The sequence below is a fragment of the Pseudomonas sp. LBUM1674 genome (genome assembly GCF_059695635.1).
Window position 1 is genome coordinate 258,728 of the sequence record NZ_CP166779.1, and the last position, 26,371, is coordinate 285,098.

26 protein-coding genes, 1 tRNA gene and 1 pseudogene are annotated in these 26,371 nt (G+C 58.5%); 16 read left to right on the forward strand and 12 right to left on the reverse strand.

What is annotated here, in order from left to right; translation table 11 throughout:
- The first annotated feature begins 15 nt into the window (after positions 1-15).
- Together nudE and cysQ are read left to right on the forward strand one after the other, a co-directional pair.
- Complete coding sequence (gene nudE, locus ACA067_RS01205; protein WP_497460274.1) at positions 16-582, forward strand: ADP compounds hydrolase NudE; 567 nt, start codon at positions 16-18, stop codon at positions 580-582.
- A complete protein-coding gene (cysQ, locus tag ACA067_RS01210; protein ID WP_497460275.1) occupies positions 579-1,406 on the forward strand; it encodes a 3'(2'),5'-bisphosphate nucleotidase CysQ in 828 nt (275 codons plus the stop codon). The genes nudE and cysQ overlap by 4 nt, the downstream gene beginning before the upstream one ends.
- A 36-nt stretch (positions 1,407-1,442) precedes the next feature.
- On the opposite strand, the gene ACA067_RS01215 is transcribed toward cysQ, so the two are convergent.
- Genes ACA067_RS01215 through ACA067_RS01225 form a run of 3 tightly spaced genes read right to left on the reverse strand, consistent with a single transcriptional unit; the run spans position 1,443 to position 5,138 of the window.
- Entirely contained in the window at positions 1,443-1,898 is a 456-nt protein-coding gene (locus ACA067_RS01215; protein ID WP_497460276.1) for a thioesterase domain-containing protein, read from the reverse strand.
- Positions 1,899-1,938: 40 nt separating this feature from the next.
- Positions 1,939-3,333, reverse strand: a complete 1,395-nt coding sequence (locus ACA067_RS01220; RefSeq protein ID WP_497460277.1) for a sigma-54-dependent transcriptional regulator — start codon at positions 3,331-3,333, stop codon at positions 1,939-1,941.
- A complete protein-coding gene (locus tag ACA067_RS01225) occupies positions 3,330-5,138 on the reverse strand; it encodes a sensor histidine kinase (RefSeq protein ID WP_497460278.1) in 1,809 nt (602 codons plus the stop codon). The genes ACA067_RS01220 and ACA067_RS01225 overlap by 4 nt, the downstream gene beginning before the upstream one ends.
- A 134-nt stretch (positions 5,139-5,272) precedes the next feature.
- Between ACA067_RS01225 and ACA067_RS01230 the strand changes: the two genes are divergently transcribed.
- From ACA067_RS01230 to ACA067_RS01245, 4 genes are all read left to right on the forward strand, one after another.
- A complete protein-coding gene (locus tag ACA067_RS01230) occupies positions 5,273-8,185 on the forward strand; it encodes an aminotransferase (RefSeq protein WP_497460279.1) in 2,913 nt (970 codons plus the stop codon).
- 304 nt (positions 8,186-8,489) lie between these two features.
- On the forward strand, positions 8,490-9,368 hold the full coding sequence (gene aguB / locus ACA067_RS01235; RefSeq protein WP_497460280.1) for an N-carbamoylputrescine amidase: 879 nt from the start codon (positions 8,490-8,492) through the stop codon (positions 9,366-9,368).
- A gap of 5 nt (positions 9,369-9,373) precedes the next feature.
- The gene (gene aguA, locus ACA067_RS01240) at positions 9,374-10,480 is read left to right on the forward strand and encodes an agmatine deiminase (protein WP_497460281.1); all 1,107 of its coding nucleotides are present in this window, start codon (positions 9,374-9,376) and stop codon (positions 10,478-10,480) included.
- Positions 10,481-10,726: 246 nt separating this feature from the next.
- Entirely contained in the window at positions 10,727-10,939 is a 213-nt protein-coding gene (locus ACA067_RS01245) for an HAD family hydrolase (protein WP_497460282.1), read from the forward strand.
- Positions 10,940-11,187: 248 nt separating this feature from the next.
- Here the strand turns inward: ACA067_RS01245 and ACA067_RS01250 are convergent, their stop codons facing one another.
- Positions 11,188-13,281, reverse strand: a complete 2,094-nt coding sequence (locus ACA067_RS01250) for a TonB-dependent receptor (protein WP_497460283.1) — start codon at positions 13,279-13,281, stop codon at positions 11,188-11,190.
- Between the two features lie 436 nt (positions 13,282-13,717).
- Here ACA067_RS01250 and ACA067_RS01255 point away from each other — a divergent pair, with 436 nt between their 5' ends.
- The 4 genes and pseudogenes from ACA067_RS01255 to ACA067_RS01270 all read left to right on the forward strand — a co-directional run.
- Positions 13,718-15,004: an OprD family porin gene (locus tag ACA067_RS01255; protein WP_497460284.1), complete on the forward strand. Its 1,287-nt coding sequence runs from the start codon at positions 13,718-13,720 to the stop codon at positions 15,002-15,004.
- Positions 15,005-15,328: 324 nt separating this feature from the next.
- The gene (locus tag ACA067_RS01260; protein WP_497460285.1) at positions 15,329-15,619 is read left to right on the forward strand and encodes a type II toxin-antitoxin system RelB/DinJ family antitoxin; all 291 of its coding nucleotides are present in this window, start codon (positions 15,329-15,331) and stop codon (positions 15,617-15,619) included.
- A complete protein-coding gene (locus ACA067_RS01265; RefSeq protein WP_497460286.1) occupies positions 15,585-15,899 on the forward strand; it encodes a type II toxin-antitoxin system YafQ family toxin in 315 nt (104 codons plus the stop codon). The genes ACA067_RS01260 and ACA067_RS01265 overlap by 35 nt, the downstream gene beginning before the upstream one ends.
- Before the next feature lie 79 nt (positions 15,900-15,978).
- Positions 15,979-16,464, forward strand: a pseudogene (locus tag ACA067_RS01270) (DeoR/GlpR family DNA-binding transcription regulator); the annotation flags it as partial.
- Positions 16,465-16,730: 266 nt separating this feature from the next.
- Here ACA067_RS01270 and ACA067_RS01275 read toward each other — a convergent pair.
- Complete coding sequence (locus ACA067_RS01275) at positions 16,731-17,024, reverse strand: DUF3077 domain-containing protein (RefSeq protein ID WP_497460287.1); 294 nt, start codon at positions 17,022-17,024, stop codon at positions 16,731-16,733.
- A gap of 496 nt (positions 17,025-17,520) precedes the next feature.
- On the opposite strand from ACA067_RS01275, the gene ACA067_RS01280 reads away from it, so the two are divergent.
- A complete protein-coding gene (locus ACA067_RS01280) occupies positions 17,521-17,706 on the forward strand; it encodes a hypothetical protein (protein WP_497460288.1) in 186 nt (61 codons plus the stop codon).
- A gap of 53 nt (positions 17,707-17,759) precedes the next feature.
- Here ACA067_RS01280 and ACA067_RS01285 read toward each other — a convergent pair whose 3' ends face one another.
- Positions 17,760-18,083, reverse strand: a complete 324-nt coding sequence (locus ACA067_RS01285; protein WP_497460289.1) for a helix-turn-helix domain-containing protein — start codon at positions 18,081-18,083, stop codon at positions 17,760-17,762.
- A 223-nt stretch (positions 18,084-18,306) separates the two neighbouring features.
- Between ACA067_RS01285 and ACA067_RS01290 the strand changes: the two genes are divergently transcribed.
- The 5 genes from ACA067_RS01290 to ACA067_RS01310 all read left to right on the forward strand — a co-directional run bounded on the left by ACA067_RS01290 (position 18,307) and on the right by ACA067_RS01310 (position 20,960).
- Positions 18,307-18,528 (forward strand): tautomerase family protein, encoded by a 222-nt coding sequence (locus ACA067_RS01290; protein ID WP_497460290.1) that lies wholly within the window; start codon positions 18,307-18,309, stop codon positions 18,526-18,528.
- Positions 18,525-19,181: a DsbA family oxidoreductase gene (locus tag ACA067_RS01295; protein ID WP_497460291.1), complete on the forward strand. Its 657-nt coding sequence runs from the start codon at positions 18,525-18,527 to the stop codon at positions 19,179-19,181. The genes ACA067_RS01290 and ACA067_RS01295 overlap by 4 nt, the downstream gene beginning before the upstream one ends.
- 43 nt (positions 19,182-19,224) lie before the next feature.
- Positions 19,225-19,935, forward strand: a complete 711-nt coding sequence (locus ACA067_RS01300; protein WP_497460292.1) for an SDR family NAD(P)-dependent oxidoreductase — start codon at positions 19,225-19,227, stop codon at positions 19,933-19,935.
- A 295-nt stretch (positions 19,936-20,230) separates the two neighbouring features.
- Positions 20,231-20,629, forward strand: coding sequence for a carboxymuconolactone decarboxylase family protein (locus ACA067_RS01305; RefSeq protein ID WP_497439548.1), 399 nt, complete (start codon positions 20,231-20,233; stop codon positions 20,627-20,629).
- On the forward strand, positions 20,595-20,960 hold the full coding sequence (locus ACA067_RS01310; protein WP_497460293.1) for a hypothetical protein: 366 nt from the start codon (positions 20,595-20,597) through the stop codon (positions 20,958-20,960). Before ACA067_RS01305 ends, ACA067_RS01310 begins: the two co-directional genes overlap by 35 nt.
- A gap of 242 nt (positions 20,961-21,202) precedes the next feature.
- Here the strand turns inward: ACA067_RS01310 and ACA067_RS01315 are convergent.
- From ACA067_RS01315 to ACA067_RS01340, 6 genes are all read right to left on the reverse strand, one after another.
- A tRNA-Thr gene (locus ACA067_RS01315) sits at positions 21,203-21,278 on the reverse strand.
- 129 nt (positions 21,279-21,407) lie between these two features.
- Positions 21,408-22,649, reverse strand: coding sequence for a nucleoside deaminase (locus tag ACA067_RS01320; protein WP_497460294.1), 1,242 nt, complete (start codon positions 22,647-22,649; stop codon positions 21,408-21,410).
- Between the two features lie 298 nt (positions 22,650-22,947).
- Entirely contained in the window at positions 22,948-24,177 is a 1,230-nt protein-coding gene (locus tag ACA067_RS01325; protein ID WP_497460295.1) for a methyltransferase, read from the reverse strand.
- Positions 24,158-24,847: an ABC transporter permease gene (locus ACA067_RS01330; RefSeq protein ID WP_497460296.1), complete on the reverse strand. Its 690-nt coding sequence runs from the start codon at positions 24,845-24,847 to the stop codon at positions 24,158-24,160. Before ACA067_RS01330 ends, ACA067_RS01325 begins: the two co-directional genes overlap by 20 nt.
- Positions 24,844-25,539 carry an ABC transporter permease gene (locus tag ACA067_RS01335; protein ID WP_497345382.1) on the reverse strand — a complete coding sequence of 232 codons (696 nt, stop codon included), beginning with the start codon at positions 25,537-25,539 and terminating at the stop codon, positions 24,844-24,846. The genes ACA067_RS01330 and ACA067_RS01335 overlap by 4 nt, the downstream gene beginning before the upstream one ends.
- 78 nt (positions 25,540-25,617) lie before the next feature.
- Entirely contained in the window at positions 25,618-26,364 is a 747-nt protein-coding gene (locus ACA067_RS01340) for an ABC transporter substrate-binding protein (protein ID WP_497460297.1), read from the reverse strand.
- Positions 26,365-26,371: the final 7 nt, after the last annotated feature.

Sequence of the window (26,371 nt, forward strand, 5' to 3'; positions counted from 1 at the left end):
ACCCAGGAGCCGCTCATGCGCCAGAAACCCACCATCCTCGCCCGCGAGATTGTCGCCACTAGCCGTTTATTCTGCGTCGAAGAGTTGCAGTTGCGCTTTTCCAACGGCGTGGAGCGCACTTATGAACGACTGGTCGGCAAGGGCGCCGGGTATGGCGCGGTGATGATCGTGGCGATGCTGGATGCGGACCACGCGGTACTGGTCGAAGAGTATTGCGGTGGCACCGATGAATACGAATTGTCCCTGCCCAAGGGTTTGATCGAGCCGGGCGAGGACGTGCTGGCGGCGGCCGAGCGTGAGCTCAAGGAAGAGGCCGGGTATGGCGCGCGGCAACTGGAGCATTTGACCGAGTTGTCGTTGTCACCCGGTTACATGAGCCAGAAGATTCAGGTGGTTTTGGCCACCGATCTGTATGAAGAACGTCTTGAAGGCGACGAGCCTGAGCCAATGGGCGTGGACAAGATCAACCTGCGTGAATTGTCGGCGTTGGCGCAGAATCCGCGGTTCACCGAGGGTCGTGCCCTGGCGTCGCTGTATCTGGCCCGTGATCTGCTGACTCAGCGCGGGGTATTCCTGCCATGAACTTCCCTCATCCGTTGATGGCGCCGGTGGTCGAGCTGGCATTGAAGGCGGGTGAATCGATCCTGCCGTTTTGGCGCATAGGTACAGCCGTGACCGCCAAGGCCGACGACTCTCCGGTCACTGCCGCAGACTTGGCCGCCCACCATGTGATTCTGGCCGGGCTGACCGCGCTGGACCCGACGATTCCGGTGTTGTCTGAAGAAGACGCCAACATCCCGCAGAGCGAACGCGCCGGTTGGCAGCGCTGGTGGCTGGTGGACCCGCTGGACGGGACCAAGGAATTCATCGCCGGCAGCGAGGAATTTACCGTCAACATCGCGTTGATCGAGCAGGGGCGAGTGGTATTTGGCGTGGTGTCGATGCCGACCAACGGCCGCTTTTATGTCGGTGGCACGGGGCTGGGTGCCTGGCGTGGCGACAAGGGTAGCGAACCGTCGCCGATTCAGGTGCGTGACGTTCCAGCTATGGGCGAAGCATTCACGGTCGTGGCCAGTCGTCGGCATTCGAGTCCGGAGCAGGAGCGTTTGCTGGCCGGGTTGAGCGATAGTCTGGGTGAGCTGCAATTGGCCAATATCGGCAGTTCGCTGAAGTTTTGTTTGTTGGCGGAAGGCGCCGCGGATTGTTATCCGCGCCTGGCGCCGACTTCGCAGTGGGATACGGCAGCGGCACAAGGGGTACTGGAAGGGGCGGGTGGCGAAGTGCTGGATTTGAGCGGCCGGCCGTTCTGCTATCCGGCGCGGGAGTCTTTGCTGAATGAGTTTTTCCTGGCGCTGCCGGCGAAGGCTGCGTGGCGGGAAAAACTGCTGGCGCTGGCTCGTAGCTAAGATCGTTCCCACGCAGAGCGTGGGAACAATCAATATTTACCGGTGCAGCACGTACTGCCCGGTAAACGTCACCGCTTCCTCCTCACTCCCCGCATTCACAATCCTTGAATGCAACGTCAACCTCGCCCGGCCATAGCGTTCATACATCGCCAGAAACTTCTTCCAGACCGCCGCACTCGGCGCCTGGCAAATCGCCGTGGCATCGCTGGTCACCGGCAGCGGATAACTGATGTGCCCTTCCTGGATCACGATATGCCCGTCTTCGATGCCGGCTTCACGCAGGCGTAAATGCAGCCAGCCCCAACCAGCCAGCACCGCGCCGCAATACAGGCTGCCGCCAAACATGGTGCTCTTGTGGTTGACGTTGGCTTCCAGCGGCAGGTGCAGGCGCAGTTGCTGGTCGTGCCAGTCGAGTACTTTGAGACCCATGTCCCGCGTCAGGGGAATGTCGTGGTGAAGGATCGATTCCAGGTGACGGCTGTCGCGGTTCATTAACGGGCCTCAGGCATGAAGATGATGATTTGACGGTAGCTCAATCGAGTTCGTCGGTAGTGGTATGGGCACCGCTGTCGGCGAAGTTCAACCCGTGCTTGCGCAGTTTGTCGTGCAGGGTTTTGCGTGGAATGCCGAGGGCTTCGGCGAGGCTGCGCACGGAACTGTGAGAGCGCGTCAGTTCGGCGGCAATCAGGCTCTTTTCGAAGTTTTCCACTTGTTCGCTGAGACCGCCACCGACCACGTCTACTGTCCTGCCGGTAGCGCCGTCCGGCACGCTGTTGTCCAGGGCCAGTTCCAGGCCCAAGGCGAAGCGTTCGGCGGCGTTCTGCAGTTCACGCACGTTGCCAGGCCAGGTGTGGCGCAGCAGCAGGGCGCGTTGCCCCGGTTGCAGTTCATGGGGTGGCAAACCATGGCGGGCGCTGGCTTCATCGGCGAAATGCTGGAACAGCATCAGCGCATCTTCACCGCGCTCACGCAGAGGCGGAATTCGCAACGGCGCGACGTTCAGGCGGTAATACAAGTCGGCACGGAAGCGCCCCTGATCGGCGGACTGGCGCAGGTCTTCCTTGGTCGCGGCGATGATGCGGATGTCTAGCGGGATCAGCTGATTGCCACCCAGGCGCTCGACCACGCGCTCCTGCAGCAAGCGCAGCAATTTCACCTGCACGTCCAGGCTCATGCTTTCGATTTCATCGAGGAACAGCGTGCCGCCGTTGGCGAATTCGAACTTGCCGATGCGGCGCTTCTGCGCGCCGGTAAAGGCGCCAGGCTCGTGGCCGAACAGCTCGCTTTCAACCACCGACTCGGCCAGGGCTCCGGCGTTGATTGCCACGAACGGACCGTTACGCCGACTCGACAGGTCATGCAGCGCCCTGGCCACCACTTCTTTACCGGCACCGGTTTCGCCGAGGATGAGCACGTCGGCCTTGGTCGCCGCCAAAGCCCCGATCTGTTCGCGCAGGCGCAGCATCGGCGCCGATTGCCCGACCAGTCGGGTGCTCAGCTCATTACGATCGCTCAGGGCCAGACGCAGGCTACGGTTGTCCAGCACCAATCGGCGCAAGGCCAGCGCGCGACGTACGCTGTCGAGCAGCGCGTCACTGGCGAAGGGTTTTTCCAGAAAATCATAGGCCCCGGCGCGCATGGCTTGCACCGCCAGCGGCACATCGCCATGACCGGTGATCAGCAGCACCGGCAGCTCCGGGTCCTGGACGTGAAGTTCGGTCAGCAGTTCGATACCGTCCATGCCGGGCATACGGATGTCACTGACTACCACGCCAGGCCAGTCGCGCTCCAGTTGCCCGGCCAGCCCCTTGGCTTCGGCGAGCGGCAGGATTTTCAGCCCGGCCAGATCCAGGGTCTGGCTCAGGGCCTGACGCAGGTGGGGATCGTCGTCGATCAACACGACCTGAATGCGGTTATCGATGGTCATGCACTTCGGTCCTCGGACGGTTGCAGGCTCACGCCCGGTGCGCCTGGGCGCAACTTCAGGGTAATCAGGGCGCCGCCTTCCTTGTGGTTGGAGAACGACAGTTCACCACCAAAGGCGCGCATCAGGGTTTCGCAGATCGCCAGTCCCAAGCCAAGCCCCTGGGTGCGAGTCTTGGTGGTATAGAAGGGCTCACTGGCGCGACCCAGTGCCTCCAGGCAGAAGCCGGGGCCATTGTCGCGAATGTACAGCGTGACGCCGTCATCGGTGGATTGGGCACTCAACCAGAGTTTACGCGGCGGGCCTTTTTCCGTCAGGGCATCGAGGGCATTCGCCAATAGATTGCCCAGCACCTGGCGCAGACGGGTTTCCCCGGCCTCGACCCATAGGGTGGCGGCCGGCAGATCGCGGATCAGTTCGACTTCCATGCTGCGTCGACGCTTGGCCAGCAGTGCCAGGGCATCGTCCAGCGCCGGTTGCAGGGCGACACTTTCCGGGGCGTGGCGATCACGGCGGGCGAAGGCGCGCAGGTGAGCAATGATCGAGGCCATGCGCCCGGTCAGTTCGCTGATCAACTTGAGGTTGCCGCGGGCATCGTCGGTGCGCTGGTGGTCCAACAGTACTTCGGCGTTCTCCGCATAACTGCGGATCGCGGCGAGCGGTTGATTGAGTTCGTGGCTGATGCTCGCCGACATCGTGCCCAGCGCCGACAACTTACCGGCCTGCACCAGATCGTCCTGGGCGCGAACCAGTTCCTGTTGGGCCTGTTCGCGCTCGAGCACTTCCTCTTTCAATCGTCGGTTGAGGCCTTCCAGGTCGCTGGTCCGCTCGGCGACCCGACCTTCCAGTTCGCGCCGGGCCTTGGCTTCGAAAGCGATCCGCTCCAGGTAATGGCGCCGGCGCTGCATCATCAGGCCGAGCAACAGCATCAACACCAACAGTGTCGCGCCACCGATGGCGACCACGGTGCGCACCGGGCGATCGATCAGGGTTCGGGGGGCGAGGATGCTGACGTTCCAACCGGTTTCTTCGATCTGTTGGGTCTGGGTCAGCCAGGCGTCGGGGTTGAGATTCAACGGTTTTGGATCGCGGGTCGGGTAGGGTTGAATCGCAATGATGGCCTTGCGCTCTTCTTCACTCAATGGACGGGTCGAGCGGAATCGCCACTCAGGCCGTGAAGTGAGAATGACCACACCGTTATGGTCCGTCAGCAGCAGTTGTTCCGGGGTTTTGCCCCAGAGGCTTTCGGTATGGTCCAGGTCAACCTTGATCACCAGCACGCCGCGAATGTTCTCGCGATCGCGCACTGCCGCGGCGAAGAAATAACCGCGTTTGGCCGACGTGGTGCCCAACCCGAAAAAGCGTCCGAGCCGTCCAGCCATCGCTTCGCTGAAATAGGGCCGGAAGGAAAAATTACGTCCAACAAAACTGTCGTGTTTATCCCAATTGGACGCGGCCAGGGTCTTGCCCGTGGTGTCCATCAGGTACATGACTTCGGCACCGGTCTGGGCGCTGATGTTTTTCAATAAACGGTTGGCGTTGCCCTGGGTGACGCTATCGTCCGGTGCGCCGAGGACGGCTCGCAGGGCCGGCAGCTCACCGAGGATCTGCGGCAGTACTTCATAGCGGTGCAGGGTGCCCAGCAGGTTGGCGACGTAGAGATCGAGGGTCTGACGGTTCTGTCCGGCCAGTTCGCTGCGGTAATAGCGCTCGGCCAGATGCTCCAGCGGCCAAAGCAATGGCGCCAGGCATAACGCGAGCAGCGCCAGGCTGCGCCAGCGGGGTCTGCGAGGAAGGGTCGGAGTCATGAGCATCAAGCGCCTGTGGGTACATGGCGCATTATGCCTAGGCTTGCGGACGCAGTCTGCGTGCCGTGGGGGGGTTGCGTATCGTCCCCGGCAGTGGCGATATAAGCGCCTAATAAAATTTCAGGGGTCGTTGTATGCCGCTCGCCACGTTGATTCATCGCGCCAGTCTGCCCGGTCCGCAAGTGTCTATGGCGCAAGCGCTGCAGCTGCTCGAAGGGCATTATGGGCTGAGCGGCAGGTTGCAGGCCCTCGGCAGCCAGCAGGACCTCAACTATCGCGTTAACAGTGACCAAGGGCAATTCGTCCTGAAAATTTGCCATGGCGATTATTCAGCGCTGGAGCTGCAAGCCCAGCATGCAGGACTCAGGCATTTGGCGGAACATCCCGAGGTGCAGGTGCCACGGGTGATCCCTGCGAAAAATGGTGCAGACCTGCTTACCCTGGAAGTCGGCGGCCAATCGGTGCATGTGCGCCTGCTCGAATACATCGAAGGCCGGTCACTCACGCACCTCGATCACCTGCCCGGTTCAGTGGTGGCCGGGTTCGGTCGACTGTGTGGTGAAATGGATCTGGCACTGGCCGGTTTCGATCATCCGGGTCTCGAACGCACGTTGCAGTGGGATGCCCGCCATGCCAATGCGTTAATCGCCCATTTGCTGCCAATCATCAAGGACGATCAGCAACGCGCGCTGATCGCCGGTGTTGCCGAACGTGCCGAACGCCATTTACAGCCGCTTGTGGATAAGTTGCCGCTGCAGGCCATCCACATGGACATCACCGACGACAACGTGGTCTGGCAGCGCGATCCGCAACGCCAATGGCAATTGCAGGGTGTAATCGATTTCGGCGACCTGGTTCGCACCTGGCGCATCACCGATCTGTCGGTGACGTGCGCGGCGTTGTTGCATCACGCCGGGGGTGATCCTTTCTACATCTTGCCAGCGGTCCAGGCATATCACGTGGTCAATCCGTTGCAGCCTGCAGAACTGCTGGCGCTCTGGCCGCTGATTGTCGCGCGGGCGGCGGTGCTGGTGCTCAGCGGCGAGCAGCAGGTCAGTATCGATCCGGGTAACGAATACAGTCGCGACAACCTGACCCATGAGTGGGAAATTTTCCGCGTTGCCACGTCGGTGCCGTTGGAATTGATGGAGGCGGCGATTCTTGCCGCGGTCGGTCAGAGCCTGCCGGGTATCGACAGCGAAGGTTTTGCCCCGCTGTTGCCGGGGCTGGTGGGACGTGAGTTTGCCTTGATCGATTTGGGCGTGCTCAGCCCGCATTTCGAAGCGGGTAACTGGGAGCAGGCAGGAATCGACCAGCGCCTGTTGGCCGAAGCGGCTGCGACTCACGGTCTGGCGGCCAGCCGTTATGGGCAATACCGGCTGTCTCGTACCCGGCCGGACAGTGCCATTGAACCGGACACTTTCCCGCTGCACGTCGAGTTGCAAGTGCCCCATGGCACGGCTGTGGAATCGCCGTTTGCCGGTGTGGTTCATCAACCGGCGCCCAACGTATTGCAACTGGACGGCCCGCAATCGAGCGTGCGGTTGTGGGGCGTGACGCCGTCGCTGCACATCGGTGCGGCGCTGGTCAAAGGCCAGGTGCTGGGTTCGGTCAGCGGGCCATTGGTGGTGCAGTTGTGCCGAGGCACATCGTTCGATGCTCCGCTGTTTTGCACGCCCTCTCGCGCCGCTGCCTGGCAAGCATTGTGCCCGTCGCCGGCGGCGTTGCTGGGGCTGGCCTGCGATGCACAAGAGGAGCTCGATTCGGCGACATTGCTGGCGCGCCGCGACGCCAGTTTCGCCCGCACGCAAAAACACTATTACGTCGACCCGCCGCGCATCGAACGCGGCTGGCGCAATCACCTGATCGACATGCAGGGCCGGTCTTACCTCGACATGCTCAACAACGTCGCGGTGCTGGGTCATGGTCACCCGCGCATGGCCGCGGTCGCCAGCCGTCAGTGGTCGCTGCTCAACACCAACTCGCGGTTCAACTACGCGGCGATTGCCGAGTTCTCCGAGCGCTTGCTGAAGTTGTCCCCGGACTCCATGGACCGCGTATTCCTGGTCAACAGCGGCAGCGAGGCCAATGACCTGGCGATTCGCCTGGCGTGGGCCTACAGCGGCGGTCGCGATATGCTCAGCGTGCTGGAGGCCTATCACGGCTGGACAGTGGGAGCGGACGCGGTCTCGACCTCGATCGCCGACAACCCCAAGGCGTTGAGCAGCCGCCCGGACTGGGTACATCCGGTGACCGCGCCGAACACCTATCGCGGCGAATTCCGCGGCGCCGGCAGCGCACCGGACTACGTGCGCAGCGTCGAACACAACCTGGCAAAAATTGCCGGGCAGCAACGTCAGCTCGCCGGTTTCATCTGCGAACCGGTGTACGGCAACGCCGGCGGTATCTCGCTGCCGCCGGGCTACTTGAAACAGGTCTACGCGCTGGTTCGCGCCCAGGGCGGCGTGTGCATCGCCGATGAAGTGCAGGTCGGTTACGGGCGCATGGGCAAATTCTTCTGGGGCTTTGAAGAGCAGGGCGTGGTGCCGGACATCATCACCATGGCCAAGGGTATGGGTAACGGCCAGCCGCTGGGCGCAGTCATCACCCGCAGAGAAATCGCCGAAGCACTGGAGGCCGAGGGGTATTTCTTCTCATCGGCCGGGGGCAGTCCGGTCAGTTGCCAGATCGGCATGGCGGTGCTGGATGTGATGGAAGAAGAAAAACTCTGGGAAAACGCGCAGGTCGTGGGCGGGTATTTCAAGGAGCGACTCGAGGCGCTGATCGATATTCATCCGCTGGTGGGTGCCGTACATGGTTCCGGTTTCTATCTGGGCGTCGAGTTGATTCGTAACCGCGAAACCCTGGAACCAGCGACCGAAGAAACCACGGCACTGTGTGATCGTCTCCGGGAGTTGGGTATTTTCATGCAGCCGACGGGTGATTACCTGAACATCCTCAAGATCAAACCGCCGATGGTCACCTCGCGCCGGAGTGTGGATTTCTTTGTCGATATGTTGGCGAAGGTGCTGGCTGAAGGCCTCTAAGCCGCACCACTGATCCCGTGTAGGAGCTGCCGAAGACTGCGATCTTTTGATCTTGCTGTTAAAAGCGAAGATCAAAAAATCGCAGCCTCCGGCAGCTCCTACATTGGTAGGTGTAATTTCGATTATTATCGGTTTATTGTGCGAAAAATAAGACGGATGGAAGGATGGCTGCTTTTAAAGTCGATATTTATCGGCTATAAAGTCATCGCTGCCCACGGCGTGCCTCACCACACCCGGTGCTTCCCATTTCTGTCATCGGTCGATGCCACACTCGACCCTCAAGCACTTGCTCAGGAGCCGATTCATGAGCCGTATCGTTACCGTCGCCGCTACCCAGATGGCTTGTTCCTGGGACCTTGAAGCCAACATCGAGACCGCTGAGAAGCTGGTCCGTGAGGCCGCTGCCAAAGGCGCGCAGATCATTTTGATCCAGGAGCTGTTCGAGGCTCCCTACTTCTGCCAGAAGCCGAACCCGGATTACCTGCAGCTGGCGACGACCGTTGAAGACAACGTCGCGATCAAGCATTTCCAGAAAGTCGCCAAGGAACTGCAGGTGGTGCTGCCGATCAGCTTCTACGAACTGGCCGGCCGCGCGCGGTTCAACAGCATCGCGATCATCGATGCCGACGGCAGCAACCTCGGGATTTATCGTAAAAGCCACATCCCGGACGGCCCTGGCTATCACGAAAAGTATTACTTCAACCCGGGTGATACCGGCTTCAAAGTCTGGAACACCCGTTACGCGAAAATCGGTGTTGGCATCTGCTGGGACCAGTGGTTCCCTGAGTGCGCGCGCAGCATGGCGCTGCAAGGCGCAGAAATCCTGTTCTATCCGACCGCCATCGGCAGCGAGCCACATGACAAGACCATTTCGTCCCGTGACCACTGGCAGCGTGTGCAACAAGGTCATGCCGGCGCCAATTTGATGCCGCTGATCGCCAGCAACCGCATCGGCAACGAAGAGCAGGACGGCTACGACATCACTTTTTACGGCTCGTCGTTCATCGCCAATCAGTTCGGCGAGAAGGTTCAGGAACTCGACAAGACCGAAGAAGGCGTGCTGGTCCAGAGTTTCGACCTTGATGAGCTGGAGCACATCCGCAGCGCGTGGGGTTCGTTCCGTGATCGTCGCCCGAACCTGTATGGCACACTGAAGACCCTCGACGGTTCCCTGGAGTCCTGATCGCTATGACCACTTTGAACAGCACCCCTCGCGCTGACGGTTTTTACATGCCGGCCGAATGGGCGCCACAAACCCAGACCTGGATGATCTGGCCCGAGCGCCCGGACAACTGGCGCCTGGGTGGCAAACCGGCGCAAGCCGCGCACGTGGCGGTTGCAAGAGCCATCGCCCGTTTCGAACCGGTGACCGTGGCGGTATCCGCCGGTCAATACGAAAACGCTCGCACCCGTCTCGACGTGCCGAATATTCGTGTAGTCGAAATGTCCAGTGATGACGCCTGGGTCCGCGACACGGGCCCGACGTTCGTGATCAATAACAGTGGCGAAGTCCGTGGTGTGAATTGGGACTTCAATGCGTGGGGCGGTTTTGACGGTGGTCTGTATTCGCCATGGAATCGTGATTCGCAGGTCGGCGGCAAGATCCTCGAGATCGAACGTAGCCAGCGCTACCGCACCGAAGGCTTCGTGCTCGAAGGCGGCTCGATACACGTCGATGGCGAAGGCACGCTGATCACCACTGAAGAATGCCTGCTTAACCGCAATCGCAATCCGCACCTGAACCGGGCAGAAATAGAAGCGGTGCTCAGCGCGAATCTGGCTGTGGATAAAATCATCTGGCTACCGGACGGATTGTTCAACGACGAAACCGATGGTCATGTGGATAACTTCTGTTGCTACGTGCGTCCGGGTGAAGTGCTGTTGGCCTGGACCGACGACCCGCAAGACCCGAACTACCCGCGCTGCCAGGCCGCAATGAAAGTGCTGCAAGGCAGCACCGACGCCAAGGGTCGCCCCTTCACGGTGCACAAGATGCCGATTCCGGGGCCGCTGTATGCGACCGAAGAAGAGTGCGCAGGTGTCGACCCGGTGGACGGCACTCAGGAACGTAATCCGACGGTTCGTCTGGCCGGTTCCTACGTGAACTTCCTGATCGTCAACGGCGGCATCATCGCGCCAAGCTTCGACGACCCACTGGACGGTCCGGCAAAAGAGATTTTGCAGGCGCTGTTCCCGCAGCACGAAGTGGTGATGGTACCGGGTCGTGAACTGTTACTGGGTGGCGGTAATATCCACTGCCTTACCCAACAACAGCCTGCGCCACACCAGGAGTGAGTGCGGTTGTAACAGGTTGAGTTGCATGCAAAATTGATCAGGCAAAGCCATCTCCCCAGCGCCTTGCAAACAGCCCGCAGCCCATCAGGACTGCGGGCTTTTTTGTCTCCGTCCGTCGACGATTCCGACACCTTGGCACAGCTCTTGTATCTGTCTTGGGTGTGAAAACAGGGAGGGGGGAACTTCGATGTTCTGTCATAAACCTTGGATAAGTTAGCCGCTCACGAACCAGGAGAGAGCGCGGGAATGAACGCCGAAATAAACGTAGTGAGCGAGCAGGCGTCGCATCCCCTGGCAGTAGACAGCGAATCGCTCCAGATCCTGGCGCACTGGTTGAAGTCCAATGGAACGCGTCCGATCAGCGACACTGATCCGCGCCGGACGATGATCGAGCGCTACCCCGCTGGTTTGTTCAGCGAAGCGGAGCTGGAAGCGTTGTGGGATGTAATGGAAGGATAAAAAGAAAAACAACGGATGGATAAAAGCGCTGCCGGGATGGCGGCGCTTTTTTTATGGACGAGAAATTATTCGGGTGTGCCCTTTATCTGTAACCGACGCTGGCCAAATGTGGGAGCGGGCTTACTCGCGAAAGCGGTATGACAGTCATCGAAGATATTGCATGTGCCGCCCCCTTCGCGAGCAAGCCCGCTCCCACACGGGGTCGGCGCGAACACAATATTTGTGGTCCGCACCGGATAGGCGATGTTTTAGAAGCTGTAAGTACCAGTCACGACCAGGCTACGCGGTGCACCCGGTTGAATCTGCGCCGCACTGGTGGCCGACGAGTAATACGTCTTGTCGCTGATGTTGTTCAGCGCCGCGCGCAAATCCCAGTCCTTCTGCCGGAACCCGGCCAGTGCGTCCCAGCGGCCATACCCCGGCAGGACAGTGGTGTTGAGGTTGTCGGCATAACGCTCACCCACCAGAGTCAAACCAGTCTCGGCGTACCAGCCCATTTCCGGTTTCCAGGTCAGGAACAGGCTGCCATTGCGCTTGGCCACGTTGCTGATGCGTTTACCTTCAAAGCCGTTGTTGTCCTTCTCGACCGTCGCATCCTGCAGGCCCACGCCACCGCGCACATACCAGTTGCCGGCAATCCTGCCGGTGCCGGTCAGCTCGATCCCGCGGGAACGTTGCAGGCCGGAGAGCAAGGTAATGGTCGGGTCGTTTGGATCGCTGGTGCGGCGGTTGTAGAGTTCCAGTTCGTAAATCGCCAGCGTAGTGCTCAGGCGATCGTCGAGCCAGTCGCTCTTCACCCCGATTTCTTTCTGCTTGGTCAGCTCGGGACTCAGGTCGTTGCTGTTGCCGGCCGCGCCCGGGGTGATGCCGATCAAACCGCCGCCGACCGGGGAAAAGGTCTTGGTCCAGGAGGCGTAGAAGGAATGATTCTGCAGTGGCGTCCAGACAAGTCCTACACGCGGGCTGGTGCTGTGGCTGTCACGGTCTTCGGAAATACCTCGCAGCTTGTTGGTCGACTCGATGTCGAAGGTGTCATACCGCAGGCCGGCCAAGAGTTGCCATTGATCGTTCAGGCGCAGTTGATCCTGCACGTACACCGCACGGCTTTCGACTTCCGTGTGGTTGTCGCTGGATACCTGCATGCGCCCGGTGTGGCGCAGGTCGCGATTCGGGTTGTTCAGATCCAGCGACGGCACCGGCTGGCTGCCAGGCCCGGTAGTGGCGGCGGTGTACAGCGTCGGGTCACGGCGCTGACTGCCGATCTCGATGCCAGTCAACAGGCGATGTTCCAGGGCGAAGGTATCGAAACCGCCTTCAAGTTCAACGTTGTTGTAGACGTTGCGGGTAGTCAGATCCTGTTGCCAATGCTGTCGCGTGACGCGGTTGGTCGCCGGGGTGTAGCCGGTCAGGTAGGTGTTGTCGAAATCGCTGTCGAGCTTGAACACGCCCAGGGTGTGGCGCAGCTGCCAGTTGTCGCTGAGTTCATAGCTGAGTTTCGAACGCAGGGATTGCGACTTGTCGTCGATGAAATCGTGCTCGTTGCCGTAGGTCGTATCCCGATCTACGTCCGCCGGGCGTCCGTTGACACCGGGGATACCGCGATCCGGCGTCCGGTTGTAGCGGCTGTATTCGTACTGCACCAACCAGTTGAGATCGGGTGTCAGTTGCCAGCTCATCGATGGCGCGAACAGCTGGCGGTTGCCACTGACGCCATCGCGGAAGCTGTTCTGGTCCATGTTGCCCATGTTCAAACGCAGGCTGATGTTCTCGCCGGGATCGGTGCTGAGGTCCGCATATAGACTGCGCAGATCGTCGCTGCCGCCTTGGGCTTCGAGGGTCGAACGGCGGCCGAATTCCGGCAGTTTGCTCACTCGGTTGACGATCCCACCCTGGCTGCCACGGCCATACAGTACGGCGGCCGGGCCTTTGAGGACTTCAATGCGTTCGATGTTATGCAAGTCGCGCACGTACTGGCTGTCGTCACGAATGCCATCGAGGTAGAAGTCGTTGCTGGCGTCGAAGCCGCGGATGCGCAGGCTGTCGAAACGAGTGTCAGCGCCGCTGCTGACGTTGGGAATGCCACTCAATGCGGTGCCGAGATCGTTGGTGCCGTAGTCCACGACGTTCGCGGTTTTAATCGAGTCGATGGCTTGTGGCACGTAACGTACCGGCGTAGTGGTGCGGGTGGCGGTACTGGTTTCTTTCACCCGTGGATCATCGGCTTCCGCTTCGGCGCTGATGGAGGTTGCAGGCAGTGTTGTTGGAGCAGCGTAGGAAAAACCGGCAGACAGCAAAGCAGAGAGCCCAAGACTGAAGGGCGCAAGACGAAAGGGGGCAGGCATTAAGGACGCATCCGTAGGATTTTTTTGGGTTGTAGCGTGCAGAGGTGCGAATGATAATGCTTGCTATTTACTTTCGTTAATTATTCTTGAAAAGTTCCGCTCCTTGATTGTTTCAGTTTGTGTCAGGGTCCCTGCAACGCTTGGTTTCGGTAAATCTCCGGCGTCCTTGAGCGACTGGCAGTTACCGAACCAATATTTCTTAGACGATTTCCGCCTATTCACAGACGATTCATGAAATTGACACACAGTTAGCGGCGCGGCTACGATTCCGCCCAACGCCTGTGGCTAACCGCCATGACTCATAAAAAAATAAAAAGGCCCGCCACGATTTCCTCGTGGGCGGGCCTTTTTGTTTTGGGGTGAAAAAAGAGCGCGATAGCGCCGTTTCAGCCGTTCGACACAGCGCGTATCAACCCGTAATAAGGAAAAGAACAAAATGTTGAACAAGCGAATCAGCCTGATCGCTCTGGGGATGTTGAGCGCTACACAGGCCATGGCTAACGACCAGGCCGAATCCAAGGGTTTTGTTGAAGACAGCAGCCTCAAAGTGCTGCTGCGCAATGCCTACATCAATCGCGACTACAAAGACGGCAACCCGGACAAGGCCGAGTGGGGCCAAGCGGCCATCGGAACCTTCTCGTCCGGTTTCACCCAAGGCACCGTCGGTGTGGGTGTGGATGCTTTTGGTCTGTACGCATTGCGTCTGGATGGCGGCAAAGGTCGCACCGGCGCACAAGGGATCGACTTCTTTAAAAAAGGCGATAGCGGCAGCGCGGCTGACGACCTGTCCAAGGGCGGCGCCGCGGTCAAATTTCGTCTCTCCAGCACGACGCTGACCTACGGCGACCAGATGCCGGTCTTGCCGGTGTTGAGCTACGACAACGGCCGCCTGCTGCCTGAAAGCTTCACCGGCACCCTGATCACCTCCAAGGAGATCAAAGGCCTGGAGCTGAATGCCGGTCGCTTCACCGCCGAATCGCGCAAAAGCGCGGAAGGCCGTGACAGCGGTGGCTTGAAATCGATCAACGTACTGGGCGGTAGCTACCAGTTCACCGAACAGTTCAAGGCTGCGCTGTACGCCTCCGACGTCGAAGACGTGCTGAAGAAGCAATACGTGAACGCCAACTACGTGTTCCCGATCGACAAGGATCAGTCCCTGACCCTGGACTTCAACGGCTACCGCACCAAGCTGGACGATTCCTACGTCCGCGAAAGCGGTGCCACCGGTGATGACAACAAGATCTGGAGCCTGGCAGCTACCTTCGCCACCGGCGCGCACTCCTTCACCCTCGCTCACCAGCGCAGCACCGGTGACAGCAACCTGGGCTACGCCTACGGCGGCTACCAGAAAGATCAAAACCGCGTCGGTGACGGCGGCAACACCATCTACCTGGCGAACTCCTACTGGTCCGACTTCAACGCCGAAGACGAACGCAGCTGGCAGCTGGGCTACGGTCTCGACTTCACCACCTTCGGTGTTCCAGGCCTGACCTACAACTTTGCCTATGTGCGTGGCGACAACATCACCACTTCCACCAGCGAAGGCGGCACCGAGCGCGAAATCTTCAACCAGTTCAAGTATGTCGTGCAGAGCGGCCCGGCCAAAGACTTGAGCGTGAGACTGCGCAGCTCAGTCTTGCGCGTGTCGCAGAAATCCAGCGAATACAACGTCAGCGGCAACGAAGTGCGGGTGTTTGTGGATTACCCGATCAACGTTTTCTGATGATCGGTTGCGGTATCGAGGCCTGATTCAAGGCTGCGAAAAGAAAAGCCCCGACTGGTTCGGGGCTTTTTTGTGGGTGCGATTCAGAGCTCAGCGCTATCAGATATTTCCTGCATTGAATCGGGACGATTCTAGAGCGCGAAAAGGGATCAGGCTGATATTCATCTCGTGCTTGAACGATTGAAATATCGGTCCAGCCGATGGCATCCGTCCCTGGGCATTGAAGCCGACCATCAAACGGAAGTTGACCAGAAAGACTCTGCTAACCCACAATGAAACGAGGTAGCGCCAATGTAGCTACAAATTAACGGTGAGGTTATTACCATGGGTGCATTGCTGAAAACCACAGACGTGCGTTGCCGCATTGATGAGGATTTAAAGGCGCGTGCCACTGAAGTCTTGAGTGCGTGCGGTCTGAGCATCAGTGATGCCATGCGTCTTTTTTTGCGTCAGGTCGTAGCGACTCAGGGCCTTCCTTTTGAGGTGCGCGTCCCTTCGGAGAAAACGGCCCGCGCCATGACGCAAGCACGAGATATTCGCCAGCGGTTCGACTCGATAGACGACATGCTGAGGGACGCTGATGGCGAAACCGGAGAAAAAGCAAAAGCGCGCTGAGCTGCCCGCGCAATGTGCACAAACGTCTGAATTCAAGAAGTCGTGGGAGCGATACAAGCGTGCCGGTCGCCGTGATATGAATGAAGTTCGTCGGGTGATGGTCATGCTGTTTCTGGGAGAGCCGTTGCCGGCCGAGTACCTGGATCATGCGCTGACGGGGGATTGGGCCGGGTTTCGAGAGTGTCATATAGGCGGTGATTTCTTGATGATTTATGAGCACACGCGTTCCGATCTGATCACATTTGTTGATCTCGGAAGCCATTCCGAACTGTTCAAGTAACACCACTGATCATAAGCCCCGACTGGTTCGGGGCTTTTTTGTGGGCGCTGCAAGGCTCTAGCCGGCTGACGGCGACACCGTACTGCTCGACGGCGGCACCACCTGCGCCGCACTGGCCCATCACCTGTGCTCGCACCAGGACGTGCATGTAGTGACCAATAATCTGCTGGCCGTGATGACCCTGGCCAATGCGCCGGGTATTCGCCTGACCTTGATCGGTGGTGATTTGCGCGGTTCGAGCATGAGTACGTTGGGACCGTTGGCGGAGCTGACATTGAGTCGGTTGAGCGTCGACAAAGCCTTTCTCGGGGCGGACGGCGTGGTTGCGGAATTCGGCTTATGCGAAGCGAGTGCGCAGCAGGCGTATCTCAAGGAATGCATCATCAAACGGGCGGCGCAAATCGTCGTCCTTGCCGACACCGATAAACTCGGCCGCGCGCGGCAACAGCATTGGACGCCGATTGAGCGGGAGTGGCGGTTGATTACCGGTGCCACTGCCGATGAGGCCGCTCTCGCGCCGTTCCATGCCCTGCAACAAGTCACCGTAGAAACCGTGATCGTGTAGGAGCCAGGCTTGCCGGCGATGGCGTCATCAATAACGCCATCGCCAGCAAGCCGGACTCCTACGAAAAGCGATCCGCGCTCATGTCGTCTAAATTCCATTTCGATAACACGTGTCGCCAACATGTCGTCCGCGGCGACATGTTCCCAAGACGTGTCGAAAAAAGTGAAAAATTGCGACACGTTATGGCTTCATCCACCACACAGGGTTCGAGTCGTAACGCTAAAAGCCCCGATTGATTCGGGGCATTTTCACGCGTGCGATTTACATCACGATACGACGTTACTGGCTCGGTTGTTACACGGTGCGTCCAACACCTTCACCACATCATCAATGATCGCCTTACTCATGTCCTGCAAGTAATGCGACGCCCAGGCATGCCGATCGGTGTCGCGAACCATGGCTGCATCGGATGCAAGAAGCTTGGCGACGTGGAGCAAATCGGATGCGTGGGAGAGGGCCTGGATGACCGGGACACCAGCGTTGATGCGGAAGAGCGGTTCGTTGGCGTGGTAGGAGAAAGGGGTGAGGCCGATGGTTTTCAGGTCTTGGGGGTTGATCATTTCGCACCTCCATTTTTTGGGTAGTGGAGGGTGGTGACCGGTGTAGCAGAGGTGGGAATTTCGGACGGAACTATGGCGGGCATTAGCAAAAACTCCTGAATCAAAGTTAGAGCTACCACGTTCGTTCTCAGGCGAATGGGTGGCAGCTATGCGCGGGCTGAGAAACCGGAGATACAGGAACCCGGCAGACCCGAAGGTCTCCCACGCACAGCCGCCATTACACGGAAATGCAGGCACAAAAAAACGCCGACAATCGTGACTTGGGGCGCTTGTGCGCCTGTATCTTACTTGGGTTCTCAGGCCCGGTCGCTGAATTGGCAGCGACAGTTTTAAGGTAGCTTGAGGGCGGCGGATGCGCAATCGTGGCCAGGTGCTGGCGTGGGTTGAAGGTTTTTGTAATTTTTATGGCTCGGCAATAATTATTGGCCGGCCATGATTTTCATAATTTGAAAGCCTGCCGGTGGCCTATTTGACTTGCTGAAGGAGGCATTTAGAAATGGACATTGAATTGGATCAGTTTCAAAAGGACTTGCTGGAATCTGTACGCGAAATGAATGAGAGCCAAGCCCATCCTATCGCTGAGGTTAGGCCATTAATGCAGGAGCGATTTGACCCAAACATGTCGTCTTCAGCGACACGTTCTCATAACGTGTCGCAGAAATTGAAAAAATGCGACACGTAACAAAACGGACTACATCAGAAGGGGCTAAGCCCTACCGCAAATTCGCACAAAATTTAGCAGGCAGAAGCATGTGAAATAACGATCTGAGGCATAGTTCCGGCATCGCTGGACGCTAAGGTAAAAGTGGTGCGAAAGCCGAGTTTATCGAGCATGGCCATCATTGCATCAATCGTAAATTTCTCGATCTTGCCAGTGCTGAGCTCTGAAACGCGTGATTGAGTCACGTTCAACCTTGCTGCGGCCTCACTTTGTTTGAGACCCAGAGTCCTGATGCAGTCAGTGATGAATATCGATAGCTCCATCTTCAGCGCGATTTTGCTAGCGACCTCTTTTTCATGGGTGACATGGAATGGGCTGTCGAAAAATTGAGCTGCCATAAATATCTAATCCCACTTTTAAGTTATCTAAAATTTAAGATAATCGCAGGCTAACCGATTGATCGTTTTTCAAGCAACCGGATTGTTCTGCGAGACTGAACTCATTACACCAAGTAACTAATGATGTTCCCGCCCCCACCTTTATCCGCCGCAGCCAACCTCATACATTGAGCTCCAACACCTACCCATCATCCCGATGAGCAGGTCACTGGAGATCTTCCTCATGCCTTTCGTAAGCGTACGCATTACCCGCGATGGCGTTACCTCTGAGCAGAAAGCTCAGGTGATCGCCGAAATCACTGAAACACTGGAACGTGTCCTCAAGAAGGACCCGCACCTGACCCACATCGTGATCGAAGAAGTCGACACCGATAACTGGGGCTACGCCGGCATCACCACCACCCAGTACCGCAAGCAACTGGCTGAAGAGGAGGAGAAGTCGTGACGCCGTCCGTCTCCATCGATTTCATCTCCGACGTGGTGTGCCCGTGGTGCGCCCTGGGTGCAACCGCACTGGAACAAGCGATCGGGAATGTGGCAGGTGAAGTCTCGGTCGAGCTGACCTACAAGCCCTTCGAGCTGAACCCGAACATGCCGGCGGAAGGCGAGAAGGCAGTAGAACACTTGATGCGCAAGTACGGACGCACCGCCGAAGACGTCGCCGCCGGCAAAGCGATGCAAATCGCTCGCGGTGACGCCATTGGCTTCAAGTTCGACCTGGAGAAGCGCAGCCACTTCTACAACACCTTCGATGCTCACCGTCTGCTGTTGTGGGCATTGCAGGAAGGGCGGCAGATCGAACTGAAGAAGATCCTGCTGCGCGCCTACTTCGCTGACGGCCAGAACCCGAGCGATCACGAGACGCTGGTGAATCTGGCGGTGGAGGCAGGACTGGATGCAGAGGGCGCGCGTGAAGTGCTGGCATCCGGAGCGTTTAGCAACGAAGTGCGTGAGCTTGAAGCGTTTTACCGGCAACACGGCATTAATTCTGTACCGGCCATGGTCCTCAACGGTCGTCACCTGGTGTCCGGTTCGCAGTCGGTCGAGTACTACGAACAGATGTTGAGACAAATGGCGAAGGCCCCCGCCGAAGCCTGATTACTTACTTTTTAAAACCATCATTTATTAGTAGAGGTTCATCATGAGCAGTTCGAAAAAAGTCATCGTTATTACTGGCGCCTCTCAAGGTCTCGGCGCGGGCATGGTCAAGGCGTTCCGTGATCTGGATTACAAGGTTGTCGCCACTTCGCGTTCGATCAAACCGTCCACTGACCCGGACATCCTCACCGTGGCGGGCGACATCGGCGACCCGGAGGTCGCTCAGAAAGTCATCAGTGAAACGATCGAACGTTTCGGCCGAATCGACACCCTGGTCAACAACGCCGGGATCTTCGTCGCCAAACCGTTCACCGAATACACCGCTGAAGACTATGCCAATGTGCTGTCGGTGAACCTCAATGGCTTCTTCTACATTACTCAACTCGCCATCACCGAAATGGAAAAACAGGGCAAAGGTCACGTCGTCAACATCACCACCAGCCTGGTGGACCATGCCATCGATGGTGTGCCGTCGGTACTGGCTTCGCTGACCAAAGGTGGCCTGAACGCGGCGACCAAATCTTTGGCCATCGAGTACGCCAAGCGCGGGATACGGGTGAATGCGGTTTCCCCTGGCATCATCAAGACCCCGATGCATGGCGAGGAAACGCACGAAGCGCTGGGGAATTTGCACCCGGTTGGGCATATGGGGGAGATCAGCGACATTTCTCAGGCGGTTGTGTATCTGGACAGCGCCAATTTTGTCACTGGTGAAATCTTACATGTCGATGGTGGGCAGAGCGCGGGTCACTAATCTGACTTTTTCCAAACGGCATAAACAACAAAGCCCTCGTATTTTTATGAGGGCTTCGTTTTGTATGGTACCGAATTACTACGCCCCTTGTATCGTCTCTGAGCCCACCCGCCAAGTTTGATAACTCCAGGTACTTAGTGGTACGCCAAAAAAATCTAAATCCATCTTGTTGTTTCTACGATGTTTAAGAATTCATTGCTGAAGTCGTCCTGCTGCTTGCTCTGGTATGGCCACCAGCGAACTAAACTGGTTGTATCTCTGGAGCAGATGTCTCTATAGAGGCAGGAGGTGTCAAATGGCCATTCAAGATACCTATAGGGAAATTGAACAGACCCTGGGTCAGGTACCAGAGTGGATTAAGCAAATGCCGGAAGGCGGAGCGAGCGGATTCTGGGGCGTGGCCCGGGACTTCTGGCTGGCGGATACCAAGATTCCTAATAAGTACAAGGAGTTGATAGGTCTGGCGGTGTCCGGGGCGACCCGTTGTAAGTATTGCGCCCTGTTCCATACCGAAGCCGCGCGCTTGTTTGGCGCGAGCGACGAGGAAATTTCCGAAGCCGGCTTTATGGGGGCGTTGACCATGATGGGCAGCACCTTTATTAACGCCCAGCAGATCGACTACGAGCAGTTCCGGCAGGAAACGCTGAGTATCATCCGGTATGTCAAAGATCACTCGCAATCCAAAGCCGCTTAAGCCGTTGCGGGAACCAGCCCTTCGCCAGCTGACGAAGGATAAGTTGATTGCAATCACCAGCGATGGTCCGAGGACCACCGCTCGGTGGCAAGCGGCTGTGCTGCGAGCCATCGGCGAACTAATGCAATACAGCGATACCGCCCGCGAAGAAAACCAAGACCTGCGTATTCCGTTCGCCAAAGCACTCCATGACCTCTATGCGGGACAGAAGTCCGACGCCGAGTTGACGGAAATGGTGTTGTTGATGCTGGAAGTGGAAACCGCTCCCTTTCTCGGCGAAGGGCCACAGGCAGGAGCGGTATCTGAGAGCGGGAGTAGAAAAGGGGACTGATTTATTTTTTTAATACAGAGGCAAGCTTTGATCTTCATAAAAGCAAAGGCGCCTGTAGGCAGCTTCAATCGACATGGAGTTGACTTTGCATCACCTCATCTGCGCCGCAGGATCATGGGGCGAAGATCTGAAAATCAAAAGATCGCAGCCTTCGGCAGCTCCTACAGGGGTATGTGCAACCGTAGGGTTTCTGGATTCCAGAAACAACAAAGGCCCGCATTTCTGCGAGCCTTCGTTTTGTATGGTGCCGGCACCAGGAGTCGAACCCGGGACCTACTGATTACAAGTCAGTTGCTCTACCAACTGAGCTATACCGGCGTGTTGGGCGACGATTATAGCGATTGGGTTGGTTCTGTAAACCCCTGAATTCAGACTATTTTTGCGCAGGCGTCAGGCCAGGCCCGCAAGTGCTTCCGCGGGACTGGCCAATGGAGTTGCTTTAACGCCTCAGACGCCGTTTTTGACGGCGTTGATCAGGTCCTGGCTCAGCACCTGCGCGGGCGCCACTTGCACGCTTTGGGTATAGAACGGCGGCAGGTTCTGGGCCAGTGTCGACAATGCCTGTGGGGTGGTGGCAGCCGGTAGCAGCACGTATTGCAGGTTGGACGGATAGCTCTGTGGCACGGGGCCTTCCATGGTCGAGCCGTAGGCGCCGAAGGTCATCACGGCTTGTGGCGTGGTAGGGTCGGGGGCGTAGAGGAAGACGAAGGTGCCGTACTTGGGATGCGTCAGGTATTGCTCGGCCTGGGCGCGAACGGCCGGGTCAGGGTCGTTCATCAGGGTCCAGCGCATGACCGCATAGCTGCGGGTGGTTTCCATGAAGGCTGTACGAATCGGGGATTGGTTCTCGACGCCTGCCAGGCACACCAGCAGGTTGCCGAACGGGTCGATGAGGGCTACCGAGTTGAATACCGTGCCTTGCTGCGCGGTTTTCAGTAGCGGTGGCGCGAGTTCTGCGCCGGGGTCGCGGGGGTTGGCCGATTGGACGGTCAGGGCGAACGGGCTGAGTGCGGTCAGTGCCTTGCGCACTTTGCTGCTGGCCGGAAGGTTTGCCGGGTTTTGCAGTTGGTCCGGCGGCAGGCCACTGTTGTTGCTGGCCTCGCGCACGGTGTTGACGCTGGCGGAAAAGATCGAACTGGTAAGGAAGTAGGCCGCTGAATCGATAGTCTCGCCACCGAACACCGGACGGTTCGAGCCCTGATAGGCGCGGCTGACCGGCGCCGCAATCGCGTAATAGCCCCAGGTGTCTTGCGCCTGTTGGCGGATCTGCGGCGGTAGAGACGGGAAGTTGAATTGGCTGTTGTAGTTGATGCCGGCGTAGTCATCGATCGCGCTGACGGCGACGTTGAAGCCTGCGGTCAGCAGCGAACCGGCGCACATCGCGCACGGGTCCAGCGTAGTGACGACGGTCAATTGGCTGGGTGGCGGCAGGTTCAGTGGCGCGACGTTTTCGTAGTACCAGTCCACCAACTGTCGTTCACCGTGGGCGGTCGGGTCATGGGGCAGGAAGTAGGGGGTGCCACTGCCGGGAAAGGGCATAAGCACATTGTTATGCAGCGCGGCGATGACTTCGCCGGTGGCATTGTTGATGATGGCGCCGCCTACGGCGAAGGTTTGCTGCAGCGCCGCCTCGATGGCTTGGTTGGCAACGGTGTCGACCGCTTCCTGTGCACTGTTCAATGTGCTCATGTTGTTCCCAGCTCCTTGCTGATTGAGCGTCAGACAATTCTGGCGCTTGGCAAAGATAGTTGAGGATTTGTGGGGTGGTTATGTTCATTTGACGTAGCGCTTATGCACAACGGGATCTTTCTCACACCTGCTTAGAGGCAAAATTTCGGATCCGTTCTCATTTGCTCGCAAATACCTGTTTTTCCGGTTTTTTTACAGGTGTACGGAATTTGAACAGTTGTGTTTCAGGCCCGAAACACCTGTATAGATTGGATCCGGAATAATTTCATCAACAGAGTTATCCACAGGCTGAGGCGTTTTAGCGACGCTCGGCGAGGAGCAGGAAATTACGCGGCGTGAGCGGGGTTTCACAGAAGGTACCCAGGTGAACGGTGTATTCCTGCTCCGAGAGGAAAAGCGCCCGATCGAGTACCAGCCACAGCTCCAATGGGCGTCGGAAAAGTCCGCGCAGCAGCTCCAGGTTGCGCACTTCGGCCAGCCGCTGCCATCCGGCCGCTTCCAGGGCTGACCAGTCCTGCGGTCCGATTGTGGATAAGTCTTTAAGCGCGGCCAAATGATGGCAGTAATCGGCGAAGGATTTATCCAGCCAGGCACTGGGCAGGGAAGGGGTGGGCAGGTATTCGTCAATGCCGCGCAGTTGCCGTTGCAGCAGGTCGAAGGCCAGGCGCCGGGCCATTGAAGTGTCGCGCTGGCGTCGGACGCGAGCGCCGGCGGTCACGGTTTCGCTCATCGGCAGGGAAAGATCATCGAGTGACAGCTGCAGGTCGGAGCCCTTGGCCGCGAGTGAAAGCGCCTGATATTCGCTGACACTGATCCGGTTGTAGCAGCAGGGCGCGATGGCCATCTGTTTGCAGCCTGCCGTGCTGGCGAGTTGCATCAGCCGTACATGCAGATCACCGCAGGCGTGCAGCGCTACGGGCGTGTGGTCAGCATTCAATAAGGCGGCGACACCCGGCGCAAGTACGTCTTGCTCGGCATGCAGCGCATGCAATTGATGACGCTGGCTGAGAGCCTGGCCGCTAGCGACCAGGCATGGATCATATTCCAGGCAAGTAAGCTGCTGACCGGTTCGCAGCAAGCGTCGCCCCAAATGACCTTTGCCCGAACACCAATCCAGCCAATGGTTCGGCACAGAGGTAAACGCCAGCCGACTGGCGAACGCCTCAATCTGCTGCCACTTGCGCCCTGGCACATCGACATTCAAGCGATGCCCGGGCGCTTCAAGCGCGTGCGCCGGCAATTCACCCACCGCGCTTAACTCAAGGGACAACGCCGCCAGTGAAGCATAGGGCTGCGGCGCATCCAGCAAGCAAGGTTGGTTATGGCTTTTTTCCGCCTCTTCCAGCGACCGTGCCCGTAGCCAAAGCGCCAATTCCGGATAGGACGTTTCCCAGGGAAGTTGCAGATGAGTGAACGGTCGCGGCTTCCACAGCGCCTGATGCTCGAACAGAAAAGCATCCAGCGCGGCGAAACGGGCGAACAAGTCTTCGCCCGTCAGCACGCAGGCATCAGCGCCCCTGGCAGGCATCGACGCGCAGCCAGCGCTCCAGCAGCTTGAAGCCGCGGACCAGCACGTACGCCATCAGCAGGTAGAACATGCCAGCAGCGAAGAAGATCTCCACCGGCAAATAAGTCCGGGCAATGATGGTGCGGGCCATGCCGGTGAGTTCCAGCAGGGTCACGGTGCTCGCCAGGGCGCTGGCCTTGAGCATCAGGATCACTTCGTTGCTGTAGGCCGGCAGGCCGATGCGCGCGGCACGGGGCAGGATGATATAGAACAGCGCCTTGGCCCGGGACATGCCCAGCGCCCGCGCCGCTTCGATCTCGCCCGGTGGAATCGCCTGGATTGCACCGCGCAGGATCTCGGCGATGTAGGCCGCGGTGTGCAGGGTCATGGTCGCGGTGGCGCACCAGAACGGATCGCGCAGGTAGGGCCACATCGAGCTGTTACGAATCGCGTCGAATTGAGCCAGGCCGTAGTAGACCAGGAACAGCTGAACCAGCAACGGGGTGCCACGGAAAAAGAAGATGTAGCCGTAGGGAAATGCCCGCACGTACCAGCGTCGCGAGGAACGGGCGATGCCCAGCGGAATCGCCAGCAACAGCCCGGCGATCACGGCGATGGCTACCAACTCCAGGGTCAGGGTCGCACCCTGGGCCAGTTTCGGCAGCCATTTGATGATGACTTCCCAGTTCATTGGGTGCTCCTCGCGAAGCCGCGAGCGGCGCGTTTTTCCATGAAGTGCATACCGGTCATGGCCAGAATGGTCAGGCCCAGGTACATGAAGGCGGCCACCATATAGAAGGTGAACGGTTGCTTGGACACGGTCACGCCGATTTGTGCGTGACGCATGATTTCTTCCAGGCCGATCACCGACACCAGCGCGGTGTCCTTCATCAGGATCATGAACAGGTTGCCCAGGCCCGGCAGGGCGATGCGCCACATCTGCGGCATGATCAACCGGGTGAAGATGCGAAACTTCGACAGGCCCAACGCCACACCGGCTTCACGGTGTCCTTTGGGGATCGCCAGGATCGCGCCACGAAACACTTCCGTGGCGTAGGCGCCGAAGCACAGCCCCAGCGCAATCACGCCAGCGGCGAAGGCATTGAGTTCGAGGTCGGGGTTGCCGAAGAACTCACCCAGGGCACGCATGAGGTTGACGGTGCCGAAGTAGATCAACAGCACCCAGAGCAATTCCGGGATGCCGCGCACCAGGGTCGAATAAGTGCCGCCAAGCCATTGGAGCGGCTTGTAGGGGGAAGTCTTGGCCAAAGCGCCGAGCAGACCGAGTACCAGCCCCACGCACAAGGCCGAGAGTGCCAGTTTCACTGTCATCAGCGCGCCAGCGGCGAGCGCCGGGCCGAATCCGTAGAGATCGATAGTCATGGATGTCTTTTCAGTTTGCAGCAGGCAATGCCAAGGACTGGCGCCGTTAGAGAACGGCGCCGGCCAGGCAAGTCAGAATCAATAGATGCTGAACGGGAAGTACTTGTCGTTGATCTTCTTGTAAGTGCCGTCCTCGACGATTTCTTTCAAGGCAAGGTTCAGCTTCGCGCGCAGGGTGTCGCCTTTACGTACAGCGATACCGATCTTGTCGCTTTCTTCCACCGGGTCGCCCTTGAATTCATACGAACGACCGGCGTCGCTTTTCAGCCACTCGTAGTTGACGTACTTGTCCGCCAGGATGCCGTCCAGACGACCGGAAGTCAGGTCGAGGTAAGCGTTTTCCTGGGTGTCGTAGAGTTTGACTTCAACACCGGGCATGTTGTCTTCCATCCAGGTGCCGGCGAGGGTCGCACGTTGTGCGCCGATCACTTTGCCCTGCAGGGAATCCTTGTCGGTTTTGAACTCTTTGTCTTTCGGCGCGATGAACTGCAGTTTGTTCGAGTAGTACGGGTCGGTGAAGTCCACCGCTTGCTTGCGCTCGTCGGTGATCGACATCGAGGAGATCAGGAAGTCGAACTTCTTGGCATTCAGGGCCGGGATGATGCCGTCCCAGTCGGACGTGACCACGGTGCACTCGACTTTCATCTTGGCGCACAGGGCGTCGCCGATTTCCTTGTCGAAGCCGACGACATTGCCACTGGCATCTTTGTTGTTGAACGGCGGGTAGGCCGCTTCGATGCCCATCTTCAAGGTCTCGGCGGCGGCACCGGCGCTGAACGCCAGGGTGACGGCAGCAGCCAGGAAGATCTTTTTGTAGTTCTGCATGCGGGTA